This is a genomic window from Saccharospirillum alexandrii, assembly GCF_004000275.1.
Classification (GTDB): Bacteria; Pseudomonadota; Gammaproteobacteria; order Pseudomonadales; family Natronospirillaceae; genus Saccharospirillum; species Saccharospirillum alexandrii.
Genome location: NZ_RCIP01000002.1, coordinates 1,032,000 through 1,047,780 on the forward strand (window position 1 = coordinate 1,032,000; position 15,781 = coordinate 1,047,780).

Genomic DNA, 15,781 nt, shown 5'->3' on the forward strand with positions numbered 1-15,781 from the left:
AAAACATAGGGTTTAGTAACCCGGTTTACTGCAGCAACAAGATGACACTGGTTACCACCAGCACCATACCCCACCCCTGATAGCGGTGGATCCGCTCATGGAATACCCACCGGGTAATTGCCAGCGTCATCAGGAATTCGACCTGCCCCAACGTTTTAACCAGGGCCGGGTTATGCAAAGCCATGGCCGTAAACCAACCAATAGAACCCAGAGCACTGGTGATGCCGATAAACAACGCCAGCCGGCGATACTGCCACAATCGCTGCCAGGGTTTGGTCTCGGTGGCGCTTACCCAAACCGCGCAAATCACTGTCTGCAACATCACCATACTGCTCAGTGTTAACGCCGCAGCGAACAACGTATCGACCTTCAGCGACAAAGCCGCTGTTCGCAAACTGAGTGAGGCAACCGCAAACAGCGCACCGGCGGCCAACCCATACACCAGCGCCGGGCTGCGCCAGGCGTGTTTGTTTCTGAACAGGGTTTTGGGGTTACCCATCACCAGCACACCCAGAAAGCCGACAACCAACGCGAACCAGCCAAGCATGGCCAGCGGTAAGCCGAACAGCCACCAGCCGATCAACGCGGTTTGCAAGGCTTCGGTTTTGGCGAGGGTGGTACCGACAGCAAAGTTGTTAAACTGAAAGGCTGTTACCAGACACCAGGTCGCCCCTATCTGAGCCACCGACGCCAGCCCCGCCCACATCAGAAAGCCACCCGACCACTGTGGCGAGGCATCAGGCTGCCAATACCACAGTGCCGCCGTATACAACAACGCAACCGGCAAGCCGAACAAATAACGGCTCAGCGTCGTACTCATCGCGGTTAAATGAAGGGAAAGCTGCTTTTGCCCGGCGGTTCGAACCGCCTGCATAAACGCCGCCAACAGGGTAAAGCCAATCCAACTCATGGTTCGCACTCCTTTCGAACCGCCAAGTTAGAGGAAAGACATGCATTCCACCAGTGAATGATTGCTATGCAATTTATTCCTAACAGGAATCAGAAAAACTCATCAGCCAAGCAACGAACGCAAGTCCAGACTGCCGGTTTCCAGAGGGAAAGTTGCATTGTAGGTTTCAACACTGGCCCAGTAGCGCAGCAATTGCTGCAGATGCGCCGGCCGGATAATGCGTGATTGTTCGGCGGCTTGCGGATCGGCGTTCAGGCTCAGGTCGGCATTCAGGCTGAGCGCTTCGACATCGTCGCTGGTACCACCCACTGTGTGTTGGGCAAAACCGGTGTCACGCATCAGAATGGCGCTGCCAAGGGGCCAGTGGTCTTTGCCATCGCCGTCGTTATACCAGGGCGTGCGGCCGAAATCGGAGGCAACAACGACGCGCAGCCTGCTCACCAGGTTGGTGCCAAAGCGCTGATCCATGTCGGCGGCTTCCTGCCACAAATAGATGAGTCCGTCGCTGAGTTGGCTCAGGGCGATGCTTTGTGAGGTGTCATGGTTAGCGTGGGTATCGAAGCCCCACTGCACCAGGTCAGCCGACACCGTTAACCCGGCAGCGGCCGACACCAGCGCCAGCTGAATTTGCCGCAGAATGGGGTGCCAGCGGCCATCGGCGTCGGTGGCGGGTGCCAGGGTCTCGGGCAGAAAATTGTTCAGGGCCGCCAACTGGTCTCGCCCGGCCCGGCTCGATTCCATAAAGCGCGCCGCATCGCTCAGCCGTTGCGTGATCTGGTGCTGGCCCATCAGCCGGTCGAGCCTGGCCTGGCGTGCCTCGGCAATCAGATTGAGGCTTTCCGCGCGGTGATAATGGCTGTCGACCCACTTTGGGTCGTTCGGGTTAATCAGGTCGCTCAGGGTGCTTGGGTCCTGCATCAGCGTGAACTGAGTCAGGCCTGCGGTTTCCCGGTAGCCGCCATTGCTGAGAAACGCCAGCGGCAAACCCGCGCCATGTTGGGCAGCGGCCAGCGCCGTCTGGGCCGGGTAACCATCGGCAAACCGGCCACTGAAGGTATGGCGCACCCCGGCATTGTGAGCGTTGGTCTGGGTATCGATGCCGTTGATGACCATCATTTTCGAGCCCAGGGTTTGAAACAACCGTTCGTTGTCGGCAAAGGGCGCATATCGCAGACCACTGGCGGTGCTGGCAATGCTTTGACCGGCCTCGGCCCAGTGGTTAATCCAAACGTTTTCGCCACTGGCCGGATTCAGCCGCTGGCCGTTTTTCGGGTCGCACAGACTGGTGACATCCCAGCCGCCTTCGGCAAATACGGTGATGTAAATCGGGCCCTCGTAACGCAACGCCTCGGCCCGGGCAAAAGGAGCCAGTGCGGGGGCAAGCCCGGCGGCAAACAGCGCTTTGAGCAGGTCGCGGCGATCCATGGTCACTCCGTCAGAAACTGGATGTCGGTTAACAGATAGACCAGCACACCGACCCAGGGTCTGAGTGTCTGTTCGGGATTGTAGAAGCTGCCCAGGTGCGCGCGCACCGGCTCCGGGTTGCCATTACTGGCAGCCACCCAGTCGCTGTTGGTGATGCCGTCCCAATTCAGGGAAATGGCGACGCCGTCGTTGGGGTCCCGATCCCGCACCGGGCAATATTCGTCTTCGTCCGGGTCAGCGTCGGGGCCGCTCCAGATCGCCACCTGCGACAGGTAAGGCGTGGGTTCATCCCAGCTCAGCCGTTGCTCATACAGCGCCTTGTACAATGCCCAGGCGGCGTCGATCTCGGCCGGTTCGGTGGTGCCCCACAGCCGCCACATCAGGTGCTGCAGGTTCGTGCGAATGGCGGCTTCACCCGCTTCAGTGGTCGGGTCGGTGGTGATCTCGACCATCGGAAAGAGGGTTCGGGGCATGCCCGGCCAGAACTCCTGGAACACCAGCTCGCAGGCAAGCTCGTTGGCCATCCGCTCGGTTACCGAGACCATCATGCTGTTCAGATACTGCGGGCGTTCGGTAATACCATCGGAATCGATGCCGCCGTAAAACAGGTAATAGTTTTCCAGCAACTGGCCACGTTGTTGCCAGTCCAGCTTCCAGCTTTGGCCGAGCACGGCGGTCAGCTTTTTATCGAGTTGTTCGGGCGTCAACAACTGGCCGATACCCAATTCGCGCAGTGCCTCGCGACGTGCGCTAGTCGCCTGGTCAAAGCGTTCACTGCGAAACAGGGGCGACAACATCATTTCGACAAGTAGCGATTTCAGGCTTTCGTTGTTGTCGCGGAAATGCTGGCCCAGCTCCCGGATCAGCGCCTGTTCGGCTTGCCACGCTTCGAGGTCCGCACTGTAATTCGGGTCACTCGGCTCTAACGGCCGCAACAGGGGTTCGCGGCCCAGCAAACCCTTGAACCAGAACTGCACGGTGCCGGTGGCGAAGCGGTCGTCAGCGACGATCTGCTCGGCCAGCCAGCGCAACCCGTCACCTTGGCCACTGAACGGGCCGTAAGGCGAAATCGTCGGCATGGTTTGTTGATTGAAACCCGCCGGTAGCTGTTGCCGGTACCACCGGTCATTCGGCTGGTGATGCTCCGAACCGATGTAACTGGGGGGCAAGGCATCGTATCCCAGACGATCCAGATAATGGCCGTCGTTGCCCCAGTTCTGGAAAGTGGCCGCAACCGGGTCGAGTAGGGAATGACAACCGAAACAGCTGCTGCCTTCAGCACCCGGGTTGGTTACCTGCTGCAGCTCTTCCGGATCCATCGCCCGAACGGCCAGGCGCTCAATGTCGACCCCGAGAAAGAACTGGTACGTCCAGCGCGCTCTGGCCCGGTTGCGGTTGGTCTCTGTCGATGGAAAACGGGCCAGAAACACCGGTGACGAGAGAATGCCGGCCGAAGGCAAATAGTCGCGCCCGGTTCGCGCCTGCAAGGAGACGCCCCAGGCCACCCGGTAACGCCTTATCTGGCCAGGGCGCCAGTCGGTCGGGTCCAGGGGGTCGTAGCTGCTTTGCCAGCTGGCACCGTCGAGCACCTCGTAGGTGAAGGGGTTCATCATCCGGTAATCGGCGGTGAGCACTTCCCGGTACGGACGATCATTGGTAACCACATGCCGGATCAACTCCAGCGGCTCTTCAGCCAAAGCCCGCTGGGTTTCCTGGTAAATCAGGTTGGCGCGCTGTCGCTCGGCACGCGCATACGCACACACACTGGTGTCGGCCTCCAGGTCATCGCCACAGGCGGTAGCAGCAGCATCGGCCGAACTAAAGGCCTCACCCGTGCGTTCGTACAGCGCCTCATAGTAGGTTCCGCCCAGGGTTTCCTGGGCTTCGCTCATGCCATCGAGGTATTTGCGACTCAGTAAGCGATCATTGGCCCCGTTCTTCAGCCAGGCCTCGAAACTGGGGCCTTGCATCAGAGCGCGCAACTCAGCCCTTAAGGCGTCGTCATCGTCGCGTACCTCGTTCAGGGTGCTGGTGTCCGGCAGGGGCGAGCCGAGCATGATGGCCGCTTTGCGCAGCGTGCGGGTACGGCTGATCAGGCTAACATCCCGGTACCCTGGCTGCTCGGCAACGGGTGATTCTTCCTCGGTGCATTGCGGTGCACTCTGGCTGTACCGCAACACGGCCTCCGCCAGGGTAGCCGCTTCGGGGCTATCGGTATCGAACAGGTGCCCGCCGCCGTGACTGACCTGATACAGCGTCGGCTTGTTAACAAGCCGATCGCCGGCCACTGCAATGAAATCGCGCAGCAAGTCCTGACTGGCGATTGCGTTGCCGGGGGCCACAATGAACCGGGCACCCTGATTAACCGCCACCCCGCCCTCTACGTGGCAACTGCTGCATTCCCGGAGAATCGGCCAGACTTTGGTGCTGAAGAACTCATCGTCGTTGGCGTTGCAATCGATGCGTACATCGGCAACCGGTGCCGTGGGGGGCGAGCCCGAACTGGCCAGTTCCTGGCTGCACCCGGTAAGCACGCCCATTAAGCTCAAACTGACAACGATGAATAAACGGTGCACAGGGGGTTCCCGCAAGACGGTGAATTCGAAGTATCACAGATACTACCACCGAACTCTGTGCCGGATTGCACGTTTTGGGCAGCTAATTCCGTCGGTATCAGGGGTTTAAGCCGGGTAATCGAATACCACGATGCCGGCTGGTACCGATCAGGGTAGCAGGCCACCAATATCCACGACATGCGTCTTTATCTGATTAATCACCCGGTCTTCGTCGACCAGCAAAGTGTTGCCGGCAGCCTGCAGGTAATAGCGCGACATACCCTCTGGTGTCAGGGTGGTATAGACCGGGTGCGCCGGGTCTGACAGGTCGTACATCATGACGTAGCCATTTAAATTCTGGCCTTCCGTCAAGAAGACCAGATTGCCCAGCACGGTCAGGTTGTCTGCCAGATTATCCGACTCCCGGGGGTAGGCAACAAGCGCAGGGCTAGCCGGGGTAGAGACATCAAAAATGGCCAGGCCATCCCCCCGGCTCGACAACCGGCCACTCACGACCAGGTGATCACCCACCCGCAATGCCTTGCCGCCCAGCGATACGTAGTCCCGGTCGGTGACGTCTAGGGACGCAATTTCCGTCAAATTATCGGGGTTGCTGAAGTTCACCGCACTGAATGTCTGGCCATTGTTTTTGGAAACGAACGCGATGTTGCCTTCCACAGCCAGGAGTTGATACCCACTCCCGCTGAAGTCGGGCCTGATGAGGGTTGGGTTGTCGGCATCGCTGACATCCAGCACCGTCACCTGATTCTGGGTATCGATAAAAAAGAGTCGGTCATCATCTGCATCCACAATCACATTGACGTAGACAAACTGAAAGTTAATGTCGTCCAGCGCGTAGGTAGTGATCAGGCTCGGGCTGGCAATAGTCGACACATCGAACACACTGAGTTCAGCACCAACGACATACAGTCTATCGTCTTCGACAAAACGGTAATTGGCACCCTGCGTATCCAAGCCCGTGTCCAGCTCATTGAGTGTGGCTGGGTTACCGGCTGCTAAAACCGCCATTGTATCGCCCAGCCGAATGAAACCACCCGAGGCACTGGTATTGAAACTGTCCAGATCGGTACGTTCACTCAGAACCGACAGGGATTCCGGACGACTGATATCAACAACGGCGACAAACTCGCCCGAGGCAACGTAGGCAAACTGGCCATCAACGGTCACCGCGTCGCCCGCGCTGACAACTTCGCCTAAAAAGTTTGCCTGAGCGGGCTCGTCAATGTCCCACGCCTGCAACGACCACGCACCACCGACATAGGCGTGGTCGCCAAACACTTCGATCGACTGAGCACGATTTGGGTACAAAGAGTTGCTCTCGGTCATCGACCCGACGTACCCAGGCAAGGAAGGGTCGGATACATCAACAGTGATCACCCCCTGATCGTCGGTCGCGATATAGAGCAATGGGCCTGTCAGCCACATATCGTTGGTGTGGTCGTCAATGCTGTACGACCCGACCAGCTCAGGCGTGTCACTCTCGTTAAGGGCAAAAATACGCAACCCGCCCTGAGCAAGCAGAACATAGGCCAGATCGTTGGCGACCACCAGGTCAGAGATAACGATATTGTTAAACGGTAATTGGAAGCGAGCGTCAATCACCGGGGCGGCAGGGTCAGAGACATCGTATACCACCAGGTCTTCTCCGGCGGCATACAGACGGTCGCCCCGGGCAAAAACAGCATAGGCATCGTGATCGACAATAAAACTTAACAGACTGGTCAGAACAGTCGGCTGCCCCGGGTCGGACACATCAACGACGCGAATGCCCTCGTGGTCAGCCATGTAGAGCACATCACCGCGGTCATTCAGGGCAAGGCCACGTACCCGGTCTATTGCACCAATCGACCCGATCACTTCCGGAGCCTGAGGGTCGGACACATCGACATAGCGCACCCCCGATTCACCGGCCGAGAGATACAGGTAATGTTGAATTTTAACCAGATCGTGAACGATCACGAAGCCATCAGAGTCCGGGAACGCCAGCGTTTCGCCAACAACGGCCGGGCCAACCAATGCCGAGCGCGGGGTCGGCTGGTCTTCCGGGGTCACCTCCAGGCTGATCAGTTGTTCGTCTGAGGCATCATCTGCGCCCATGACGGTAAGCTGGAAGGTCAGTATTTCGCCAGTGGCGACGGCAGGTATCGTGAACTCAGGCCGGGCAGCGGTTGGGTCCGACAACGTGACCGGCGTGCCAGCGGTTTGTTGCCACTGGTAGGACGTAACCGACGGATAGGACGCACTGCCATCAAGATACGCGGTTCCCATCACCAGGCGAACCGTGGCAACGGCCTGTACCGAATCCGCCCCTGACGACCCGCCCCCGTCATCGCCCCCCGTATCGCCGGAACCGGCGGTGTCTCCCGAAGAGGAATTGCATCCGGCCAACATCAGCCCAGCAATCAGCATAGGCGTCAACAGCAAACGAGCAGAGCATCGAATCATGGCAAACATCCTTGTCAGCGAGTATTCAGAGGCAGCTAACCAGCCGCCAACCACTCACAGAATAGCCATGGGTACCGCCAGAAACCGTGCCTGCGTCACAGAATAAACGCCACGAGCCTGAAAAAAACTCAGGTGTCGGCAGAGCGATGCTGCCTCCGGCTTAACAACGACGTTCCGGACTTGTAGGTACCTCGAACCGTTACCGTGCATTACGAATAAACGACTTAGGGCTTTAACGAACGCGGCAACTCACCGGATTGCCACAGACCCAGACCAAAGCCATCCGGGTCCAGAAAATCAGCACTCCACCCTCCCGGCGCTTCTGACACCGGCGTCACAATCGTAACGCCTGAGTCCGCCAGTTCGGCGACAATGTCGTCAATGCCGCCATCGCTCACTTCGAACACAATAGCGGGCGTATTGCCCCGCGTGCCTTCCATTTCGAAGAAAATAAGCTCCAAGCCGTTTTCCAGCTGCCCCTGCAGCCAGAACGGGTCAGCGCCCTCCATCCGTTCCAGGCCAAGCCCGAAGGTCTCGTTGTAGAAGGTTTCCGTACGCTGAATGTCGCTGACGTAGTAAACAATGCTGGCACTTTTGGGTTTGAAGTTCATGGTGTTCTCCTTGGTGGGTTATCCACCTACTCATTGCCGCCGACGTCCATTTTGTGAGCGACTGATGACAAAAAGATGTCCATCGGGGTCGTGACTGGCCAACACACCGCCCCGATGCGACAACTTGGACAACAAAGCACTGCGCAGTCGGCCGTAGGCCAGCCCCAGGTGTAACCCCGGCAGTTCAGTCGGCATTGCCATCTCTGCCTGAGTTAACTCGCGCTTTAAGGAGCAAATGCGCTGACGCAGCGTTACGTCCGTCAGATTCAGTAAATACGCGATTTCTTTCCGGTTGTGGCCCGATAAGGCCAGCGCGGCAACCGCCTTGAGCGAAGGCGACAGACTGACAGGCAACGCCTGGTAACCGTTAGCGGAGGGATCGGACTGAATATGCTGTGCACCCTGCCACTGGCTTTCGCGCTCTTGCCGGCGCACGGTGCCGCGCAGCGACATGCGAGCCATATTCCGCACGGCGCCGACCAGCCACCGCCGGGTTTCGATGGCCTCAAAATCGGTATGCCCTGCCAGAAACGCGGCCAATAGCGCTTCTTGCGCAACATCTTCCGCTTCGCCGGTATCACGAGTGATCCGGCGGGCGATGGTACACAGTTGGGTATATTGACTGGGGCGCATCGGCAAACTCCAGGGCTGAAATAGGATGTTTCATGATGCTCACACCCTGGGGAGATGTTCTGTTCCTTCGCCTTCGGTTACAAGTAGCACCCGCGCCACTTGCGGAACATTGGCCGTGTGCCAGACATCACGAGGCACGACCAGGTCAGGTTTCGACGGTACCGGACATAACCGCCGGCCTCCCAGACCGTCACCCTTCCAATGCCTCTATTTGCTGTCGCTCTTCATCACTCAAGGCTTTATAGCCTCGCGGATACGGCCAGCCATACCCCCAACGAAACATCGTGGGTAAATAGGGCGTACCACCGACTCTGACACCCGCCAGCATCAGACGTGCGATCTCGGGTTCACCAACGGCACTGACACAGGCTTCCAGCTCCTGATCGGCCTGCAAGCGCTGCTCAAAGGTGCCCCCCTGCCAATAGGCATAGTCGTGGGCGGTGCAGCACGCAAGCCACAATTCGTTCTGCCAGAGGGTTCCATCCGGGAAAGAACTGCAACCGTCTGATTCGAAAGGCCGGATCTCGCTGGCCGACACACTCGAGAGCAGAAATAACAGGAAAACGAACCCTTTCTTCATGGTTTTATACAACGTCTTCTACAGGTGATCGGCAGTGATAAGACCCCGATACTACCCCATCAGTTAGTCAATCTGTAGATTCGGGTTGCCCCCAGCTACTTTATTTTATAAAGTACTTCGCCAACACCCTATCGATCGGGCCCAACCCGCCATGACCAACACCCAGTCACAGGCCTTCCAGCCTGAGCCGACACATCTGCATGAGCACGCAGCCGATAACCTGCGTTTCATCCGCGAGACCATGGAAAACACGGGTCGTTTCACCGAACTCTCCGGCCTGGGTTATGCACTGATCGGCGCTTCGGCGGCCTTGGCCTGGTTGGTCTCGAACGCGCTGGAGCCCGGGTTCGAATTGGCGGTGTGGTTTGTCGAGTTCGCCGTCGCGACGGTACTTGGCCTCTGGTTTACCGCACGCAAGGCGGCCAGTGCAGGTACGACCTTGTGGAACCGCTCTGCCCGGAAATTGCTGCTGGCCTTTTCACCGCCGATGGCCGCCGGTGGCTTATTAACCGTCGTGCTGTACCCAACCGGCAACCTGGCGTTGATTCAGGGCATTTGGCTGAGTTTGTATGGCGTCAGCGTGATGACCGGTGGGTTGTTCTCGGTGAGCATTATTCCGGTGATGGGCATGGCGTTTATGGCAGCGGGTGCAATCGCCCTGCTTTGGCCAGACACCACCGGCTGGATGATGTTGCTCGGCTTCGGTGGCCTGCATGGCCTGTTCGGCCTGTTGATTTGGAGACGTTACGGTGGCTAAAGCAGTTAAGAAAACAGCGGAAAACGCAGCGCCTAATAAGCCGACCACCAAACCCGCCCCTGCCCCGGCGGCGGATCTCGACCGGTTAATACACGACCGGGTGCGTCTGGGCATTCTCAGTGCATTGGCGGCCGATGCCAGCCTCAGTTTCAGCGAACTAAAAAAAGTATTAAAGGCGACCGACGGCAACCTCAGCGTGCACGCCCGCAAACTGGAAGACGCCGGTTATGTGGCATGCAGCAAAGGCTATGAAGGCCGAACGCCCCGCACCGACTACCGCCTGACCCGCGAAGGCCGCAAAGCACTGGAGCAGTATGTGGCCCACATGGAAGCCATCATCAGCCACGTGAAAGGCGGCTGATTTTTTTGCCAACCAACTTTGTATTTTAAAGTACTTTCAATAATCGGAGTAATCGACATGGATAACGACGCCGCCGTCGAACCGGCACGCCTGAAACGCGAAACGCTATTGTGTGCCCTACTGTTGGGCGTTCTGGGAGATCTGCTCCTGCGAGCCGGGCCTATTGGGCCGGGGCTGGTCGTGTGGATTGGTATGGCGGGCACCGGAACTACCTGGCTGGCCTGGCGAACCGGGGCCACTCGTTGGCGGCCGGTTGTGGCCTGGTCGACCGTGGCTTTGTTGGCGGCGGCACTGATGGTGGTGCGTCACAACGGCTTCATTCAATTTTTATTATGTCTGCTGCTGCCGCTTGCGGTCTCGCAAATCATCATGCTTGGCTGGGGTGCCCGACTGGGCCGGTCGTTACCGCTCGATCACCTCTACGCCATGGTATCGGTTCCCTTTAGAGCCTTGTTCGGGGCCGTTCCGTTACTGGCCGGAGCGACCCGGGGCCGGGCCCCTGCTTTGCGCCGCCTGGCCGGTGTTGGCCGGGGCCTGGCGCTGGCCATCCCCCTTATTTGGGTATTTACCGGGCTATTGTCTTCAGCGGACGCGGGGTTCAACCGTGTCGCAGACCGTGCTTTCGATGTGTTCACCATTACCGAACTGAGCAGCCATCTGATCGTTGCCCTGTTAATCGCCTGGGCCGTAAGCGGCTGGCTGGCCGTCGTGGTCGACCACGGCCAGGACAACCGATTCCGACGAATACCGCTACCGAGCATTGGCCGGGATGAAACCCTCATTGTTTTGGGCTCACTCGCCCTCCTGTTCGGCGGGTTCGTTGTACTGCAGCTGGGTTATCTGTTCGGAGGCCAGGAAGCAATACAACGCATCTCCGGCCTCACAATGGCCGAGTACGCCCGCCGGGGATTTTTCGAACTGGTGACCATCGCCGGCCTGACGCTGGGCCTCTTGTTATTCGCCGGTGCCGTGAGCACCAGCCAACGCCTGTACCGCGGCCTGGCATTGGTGCTGGTCGGTCTCGTGCTGGTCATGCTGGTTTCCGCCACGCAACGGTTCGTGCTGTATATCGACGAGTTCGGTTTGAGTTTGGACCGCTTAACCGTGTTGGCCATTCTGCTTTGGCTGGCATTCACCCTGCTGCTGTTTTCAGCAACGGTGTTACGAGGGCGCCTATACTGGTTTGCTTCCGGGTCGACTCTGGCGGGCGTGGTAATGGTGTTGGTATTCGCGCTTATGAACCCGGCAGGCTGGGTAGCAAGCGTGAATCTGGAGCGCACCATTGACCAGCAACAATCGCTGGATACGGATTACCTGCTGGCGCTGGGGGCCGATGCCGTGCCTGTGGTTTTGGAGCGACTGGATGCATTACCGGAAGCTGAGCGGTGTCAGCTTTCTGCAGAATTGTTGTGGCGTTGGCCGCCCATAGTAGAAGACAACTCTGACTGGCGCGTTTGGAATTGGGCTGAGGTTAGGGCTCGTCACGCGGTTAGAGAAGAACAGAGACGATTACGAGTAATGGCCAGAGGTTGCCTTGTTGGCCGGTAATGCACACTGTCATACGGCAGGTTCTCTGGGTGGGTTAAGCCGAACCCCTCTCCGGTCGGCCCCACCCTATCTGCTCAGCCCAGAACGTAGTCAATCGCTGCACACACTGCAGCCACTTGTGCCGAATTGCATTGCTCCGGGGTCGCCCTGGGGCTGTCTGGATACACCTCAGTGGTGGTTTTAAACGCCGCACCGGTCATACCGGCACACAGGCCAAGCTGAGTGAGCGGGTACTCGATGACGCCCCGGGCCACCGCTGTTGAGCCAATGATCTCACCGCGCTTGTCGGCCGGAGCGATGTGCGTGACTTGTTCAACAGCGCGGATCACCGCCTGCTGGAAATCGGGCTGTGGATTGTCGCTGTCGTCGACCACATAAAACCCATCGGGGATCTCACCGGGCTTGAATGGCTCGCCGTCGCGCGCGGCCAGTGCGGGGCGAAATTCAGTTTCGTCGGTATCGGTGGTTTCGTGCAGATCAATATGCATCACGACGCGATCTCCCATGGGCGCCACTAACCGCATAAGCGCCGCCGACTCCTCAGCCGGGCTGTCTTCGCGGAACGACCGGTTCGGATCGATCGCGTTCGCATTCCAGCGATGAATGCGCTCATAAGCCCAGGGGCTGACACAGGGCGCAACCAGCACATTAACGCGGCCCGCATAATCCGCCGCATGCAGATCCACGAATTGCAGCGCACCATGCACTCCGCTGGTCTCATAGCCATGCACGCCGCCGGTCACCAGCACAACGGGCAAATCATCCCGCCAGTCGCGGCTGCGGATGGCCATCAGCGGGTAATGATCGGCGCCATAGCTTAGGTCGCCATAGCTTACCACCTCGAAACGATCACGCAGGCGTTCAATCACACTCAACACCTCGGCCTCGTAACTGCGCTTCCGGCTCTGTGTTGCCAGCCATTCAGCGCGCTCCGTTTCACCCCAGGGAGTGCCGGGCGTGCCAATGGGGTAATGTGTGTGAGCGGTTGTCATGGTGAAGGTTCTCCGGTGATGGCGAATGCGAGCTGGCATTCTAACAGCCACTGCCAGGTTGGCAATCGGCCTGGTTGTAGCCAAAGCATCCGTCGTTTGAGACCCGTTAGGCGTAGTTCCGGCTGTTCAGCGTTCCGGGGCGGGCGTGTTCCTTCCCTCTCTGTTTGAACGCGCTCGTTAGAGTGAGTAATCGAAAACGATAATATCGTCCAGCAATGGCCCAAACACTTTTTTCAGCGCATCGTGTTCGGGATGGGGAAGGTAATTCTGACGCCCGGCCTCATTCGCAAACGTCATCAACACCGAGTGTGTGTAGGCTTTGTTTTTTCCTTCAGGGCTGTCATTGATGCCCCACTCTACCGAAACCACACCCTCGACTTTTTCAGGCATGGCCATAAACAGGTTTTTAATATGCTCGGTGTCTGCCAACGTTGAAGCAGCCTTAAACTTGATCAGTAAGATATGTCTAATCATGCCTTTCTGGCCCCTTTTTCAGACTTGATAGGTTGACTCAGTTGAGCTCCGGAAACGAATTACTCTACCCAAACCCAGTCGAGATAGATCAGTGCCCTAGCTAGAACTCAAGTAGGAACAGCACTGCTCGCACGCGTGCTATTGCGACTAGCCTCCAACCAGCATATGACCGATAACCCCCAGTAAGAAACCCGCAACCGCGCCTAAAGGCGGCGCCCAGTGATTCTTCAATTTGGCCTGTGGTGCTATGTCCTGGAATACGATGTAGAGAATACCACCGGCAGCAAACACCATGATTCCCGACACCACAATCGGGTACCCTGCCAGTAAAAAATAGCCGATCAGGCCAGCTACCGGGCCCAGGAAGGCCATGGCCGTAAAAGCACCGATAATGCGCCCTTTGCTGTATTCCGTAGACTCACAGATTTCCCGGTAGGCGTTAAACCCTTCGGGCAGGTTTTGGAGTGCAATGATGCCCGCTAGCAGCAGCCCTGCTTCACTGGAAAATGTGAACGTCGCACCCAGCGCGATGGCCTCAGGTACGAAGTCTGACAACATCGCGGCCAGTTGATTAAGCGGTGTTTTGTTAGCGGCCAACCAGATGTCGAGGGCCATAAACAGGGCGCCGCCCGCCGTAAAGCAAACCGCAACGGTGAGAATCGATAAATCAGCCACCCCCTCTGGTACCAGCACCAGTGCTACCGCCGACAAGAGCGCTCCACCACCAAACGCAATGATTCCATGGCGGACTTCCGTTTCCAGCCAGTACGGACTGATGCGTTCAACCGCGGCAAGGGAAGCACCCATAGGCATGGCAATTCCGGCCATTAAGGTCAATGCAACGATCTGAATCACGTCACTCATATAGGCTCTCGCTAAAAAGGGCTCGGTGCAATTCTTTCGATCTCATAGTTCACCAGGGAAAGGTCTTTGTCTAGCAGGATGGCAATACCATCGCCGCCGGTACCCATGTCTTTAGGGCCTACGTAGATCTCCCAGCCGGCATTGTTCATTGTGATGGTAACCGTGTGGATTCCAGTATTGATTTGTTGATGTATCAATCCATTCGGGAGGCTGTTTATCCACTCAACGGAATCCAAATGGTCTTTGAAATCGAAAAACTCGGTATTCACGGAATCGTCCTTCATAGTACAACATGCACAATGCTTGCTGTCAGCCGCACATTACTCACTGAGCATTCGCTCACGACCCATGTTGTTGAGTCTTCGTTGGGTTGGGGTTCTATGTGGCGCAGAAGCCCTGTACAGGCACCATCAAACCGTCACTTCAATCTGGGCCTTGGGTGACTGTAAGAACGCCCGAGTCGATCAGGCTCTGCTTCAATGCGTCGTGTTCTTTTCGAAGCTGGGCGACCTGACTCATCGCATTCATCCCGTAAATTCCAAAAATAAAGCCCATGGTACCCATCGACATACCAATGATTCCAAACACTTCCATTGCCCTCACCCTCGCATATTTTGATGTCTATCCACTGCTTTTCTGTCAGCTTACCATGCAGCTAGCCTTGCAATGCAGCACTAAGAACAATCTACCGGGAGGTCCACCTTTTTTGGATTCGTCTATGTAGCATCGCCAGTATAGGGCGGCGCTTAATGTGTGTGATGGGTGGCCGCTCTGCCAACGCTTTTGACGACTACCCAGCGGCGCCTCTATACATGCCTACACTGATTCGGGGACTTTAAGGTTCTAACGATGCACGGTTTCATTTCACCAGTAGATTCATCCCGCTATACAAGGCTTCAACTTCCGCGTCTTCGATGCCAAACAGCTGAAATTGCCGAGCAATGTTTCTCAGGTAGTCTGCGCTGTCTCCGAGAAAACCCGACCCCGTCACCAGGTACTCGAGTTGTTCTGTTCGGCTGAGTTCAGGCACGATCAATTCGGCGTCATAGTCAGCAACAAACGTCAGGGCATTGACCGTGCCCTCGCTCATTTGAGCGGGAACAAACACCGGAAAGTAGGCGGGCCCGACGAACTCACGACGCCAGAGGATATCGGTCTCCGTCTCAATAGCCTCCCGATCAATGCGAAACAGCAACCCCTCACACTCACCGCCCCGGTCCAGCGCGGCCATCAGACCTGGCGCTTCGCGCGTCCCACGGCCGCCATGAATGTCTTTCAATATGAACCGGCGCTGATAGCCCTGAACCCGAGCTCGCCGAACCTCCGTAAACCGAATGGCCGGGTCCCACATCAGCGATCCATAGGCGAAGACCCAGAGGTCTTCCGAGCGGTGTTCACTGAGTGCTGCTTGCCTCATCGCATTTCGTTCTTCATCGCTATGCCACCAGCCGGTCGGTAACCCTCTGTCGGTCAGTATGCTGGCAAGCTTGGTGATTGAAAAATCCCGGAAAAAAGAGTCTTCTGGCTTCGTGATCAGATCGGCGAGTTCAGGATGGTGAAAGAAGGGGTCATTGCTCATGACTAAACCTGACAAAAGTGAATAAC

16 protein-coding genes are annotated in these 15,781 nt (G+C 57.5%); 3 read left to right on the plus strand and 13 right to left on the minus strand.

Features of this window, described 5'->3' with window-relative positions:
* Positions 1–25 precede the first annotated feature (25 nt).
* The 7 genes from EP166_RS12415 to EP166_RS12445 all read right to left on the minus strand — a co-directional run bounded on the left by EP166_RS12415 (position 26) and on the right by EP166_RS12445 (position 9,180).
* The gene (locus tag EP166_RS12415) at positions 26–910 is read right to left on the minus strand and encodes a DMT family transporter (RefSeq protein WP_127557409.1); all 885 of its coding nucleotides are present in this window, start codon (positions 908–910) and stop codon (positions 26–28) included.
* 102 nt (positions 911–1,012) lie between these two features.
* Complete coding sequence (locus EP166_RS12420) at positions 1,013–2,335, minus strand: DUF1501 domain-containing protein (protein WP_127557411.1); 1,323 nt, start codon at positions 2,333–2,335, stop codon at positions 1,013–1,015.
* A 2-nt stretch (positions 2,336–2,337) separates the two neighbouring features.
* Positions 2,338–4,911: a DUF1588 domain-containing protein gene (locus EP166_RS12425; protein ID WP_127557412.1), complete on the minus strand. Its 2,574-nt coding sequence runs from the start codon at positions 4,909–4,911 to the stop codon at positions 2,338–2,340.
* A gap of 147 nt (positions 4,912–5,058) precedes the next feature.
* Positions 5,059–7,356, minus strand: a complete 2,298-nt coding sequence (locus tag EP166_RS12430) for a PKD domain-containing protein (RefSeq protein ID WP_164743923.1) — start codon at positions 7,354–7,356, stop codon at positions 5,059–5,061.
* A 224-nt stretch (positions 7,357–7,580) separates the two neighbouring features.
* Positions 7,581–7,967: a VOC family protein gene (locus EP166_RS12435; protein ID WP_127557416.1), complete on the minus strand. Its 387-nt coding sequence runs from the start codon at positions 7,965–7,967 to the stop codon at positions 7,581–7,583.
* A 30-nt stretch (positions 7,968–7,997) separates the two neighbouring features.
* Positions 7,998–8,600 carry an RNA polymerase sigma factor gene (locus tag EP166_RS12440; RefSeq protein ID WP_127557418.1) on the minus strand — a complete coding sequence of 201 codons (603 nt, stop codon included), beginning with the start codon at positions 8,598–8,600 and terminating at the stop codon, positions 7,998–8,000.
* A 190-nt stretch (positions 8,601–8,790) separates the two neighbouring features.
* Positions 8,791–9,180: a hypothetical protein gene (locus EP166_RS12445; protein WP_127557420.1), complete on the minus strand. Its 390-nt coding sequence runs from the start codon at positions 9,178–9,180 to the stop codon at positions 8,791–8,793.
* Positions 9,181–9,331: 151 nt separating this feature from the next.
* Between EP166_RS12445 and EP166_RS12450 the strand changes: the two genes are divergently transcribed.
* From EP166_RS12450 to EP166_RS12460, 3 genes are read left to right on the plus strand one after another with little or no spacing between them, the layout of a single operon-like run.
* Complete coding sequence (locus EP166_RS12450) at positions 9,332–9,937, plus strand: hypothetical protein (protein WP_127557422.1); 606 nt, start codon at positions 9,332–9,334, stop codon at positions 9,935–9,937.
* Positions 9,930–10,298: a winged helix-turn-helix domain-containing protein gene (locus EP166_RS12455; protein ID WP_127557424.1), complete on the plus strand. Its 369-nt coding sequence runs from the start codon at positions 9,930–9,932 to the stop codon at positions 10,296–10,298. The genes EP166_RS12450 and EP166_RS12455 overlap by 8 nt, the downstream gene beginning before the upstream one ends.
* A 57-nt stretch (positions 10,299–10,355) precedes the next feature.
* Complete coding sequence (locus tag EP166_RS12460) at positions 10,356–11,846, plus strand: DUF4153 domain-containing protein (protein WP_127557426.1); 1,491 nt, start codon at positions 10,356–10,358, stop codon at positions 11,844–11,846.
* Between the two features lie 74 nt (positions 11,847–11,920).
* Here the strand turns inward: EP166_RS12460 and EP166_RS12465 are convergent, their stop codons facing one another.
* From EP166_RS12465 to EP166_RS12485, 6 genes are all read right to left on the minus strand, one after another.
* The gene (locus EP166_RS12465; protein ID WP_127557428.1) at positions 11,921–12,838 is read right to left on the minus strand and encodes a M14 family metallopeptidase; all 918 of its coding nucleotides are present in this window, start codon (positions 12,836–12,838) and stop codon (positions 11,921–11,923) included.
* 177 nt (positions 12,839–13,015) lie between these two features.
* Positions 13,016–13,312 carry a Dabb family protein gene (locus tag EP166_RS12470; RefSeq protein ID WP_127557430.1) on the minus strand — a complete coding sequence of 99 codons (297 nt, stop codon included), beginning with the start codon at positions 13,310–13,312 and terminating at the stop codon, positions 13,016–13,018.
* A gap of 147 nt (positions 13,313–13,459) precedes the next feature.
* Complete coding sequence (locus EP166_RS12475) at positions 13,460–14,176, minus strand: ZIP family metal transporter (RefSeq protein ID WP_127557432.1); 717 nt, start codon at positions 14,174–14,176, stop codon at positions 13,460–13,462.
* Between the two features lie 11 nt (positions 14,177–14,187).
* Complete coding sequence (locus EP166_RS12480) at positions 14,188–14,445, minus strand: hypothetical protein (RefSeq protein ID WP_127557434.1); 258 nt, start codon at positions 14,443–14,445, stop codon at positions 14,188–14,190.
* A 154-nt stretch (positions 14,446–14,599) separates the two neighbouring features.
* The gene (locus EP166_RS21160) at positions 14,600–14,770 is read right to left on the minus strand and encodes a hypothetical protein (RefSeq protein ID WP_164743924.1); all 171 of its coding nucleotides are present in this window, start codon (positions 14,768–14,770) and stop codon (positions 14,600–14,602) included.
* 265 nt (positions 14,771–15,035) lie between these two features.
* The gene (locus tag EP166_RS12485; RefSeq protein WP_164743925.1) at positions 15,036–15,755 is read right to left on the minus strand and encodes a gamma-glutamylcyclotransferase; all 720 of its coding nucleotides are present in this window, start codon (positions 15,753–15,755) and stop codon (positions 15,036–15,038) included.
* Positions 15,756–15,781: the final 26 nt, after the last annotated feature.

Excerpts from the sequence above, each read along its gene's own strand:
- EP166_RS12415 (WP_127557409.1), bottom strand. The coding sequence starts at position 910 with ATGAGTTGGATTGGCTTTACCCTGTTGGCGGCGTTTATGCAGGCGGTT.
- EP166_RS12420 (WP_127557411.1), bottom strand. The coding sequence starts at position 2,335 with ATGGATCGCCGCGACCTGCTCAAAGCGCTGTTTGCCGCCGGGCTTGCC.
- EP166_RS12430 (WP_164743923.1), bottom strand. The coding sequence starts at position 7,356 with ATGATTCGATGCTCTGCTCGTTTGCTGTTGACGCCTATGCTGATTGCT.
- EP166_RS12435 (WP_127557416.1), bottom strand. The coding sequence starts at position 7,967 with ATGAACTTCAAACCCAAAAGTGCCAGCATTGTTTACTACGTCAGCGAC.
- EP166_RS12440 (WP_127557418.1), bottom strand. The coding sequence starts at position 8,600 with ATGCGCCCCAGTCAATATACCCAACTGTGTACCATCGCCCGCCGGATC.
- EP166_RS12445 (WP_127557420.1), bottom strand. The coding sequence starts at position 9,180 with ATGAAGAAAGGGTTCGTTTTCCTGTTATTTCTGCTCTCGAGTGTGTCG.
- EP166_RS12450 (WP_127557422.1), top strand. The coding sequence starts at position 9,332 with ATGACCAACACCCAGTCACAGGCCTTCCAGCCTGAGCCGACACATCTG.
- EP166_RS12460 (WP_127557426.1), top strand. The coding sequence starts at position 10,356 with ATGGATAACGACGCCGCCGTCGAACCGGCACGCCTGAAACGCGAAACG.
- EP166_RS12465 (WP_127557428.1), bottom strand. The coding sequence starts at position 12,838 with ATGACAACCGCTCACACACATTACCCCATTGGCACGCCCGGCACTCCC.
- EP166_RS12470 (WP_127557430.1), bottom strand. The coding sequence starts at position 13,312 with ATGATTAGACATATCTTACTGATCAAGTTTAAGGCTGCTTCAACGTTG.
- EP166_RS12475 (WP_127557432.1), bottom strand. The coding sequence starts at position 14,176 with ATGAGTGACGTGATTCAGATCGTTGCATTGACCTTAATGGCCGGAATT.
- EP166_RS21160 (WP_164743924.1), bottom strand. The coding sequence starts at position 14,770 with ATGGAAGTGTTTGGAATCATTGGTATGTCGATGGGTACCATGGGCTTT.
- EP166_RS12485 (WP_164743925.1), bottom strand. The coding sequence starts at position 15,755 with ATGAGCAATGACCCCTTCTTTCACCATCCTGAACTCGCCGATCTGATC.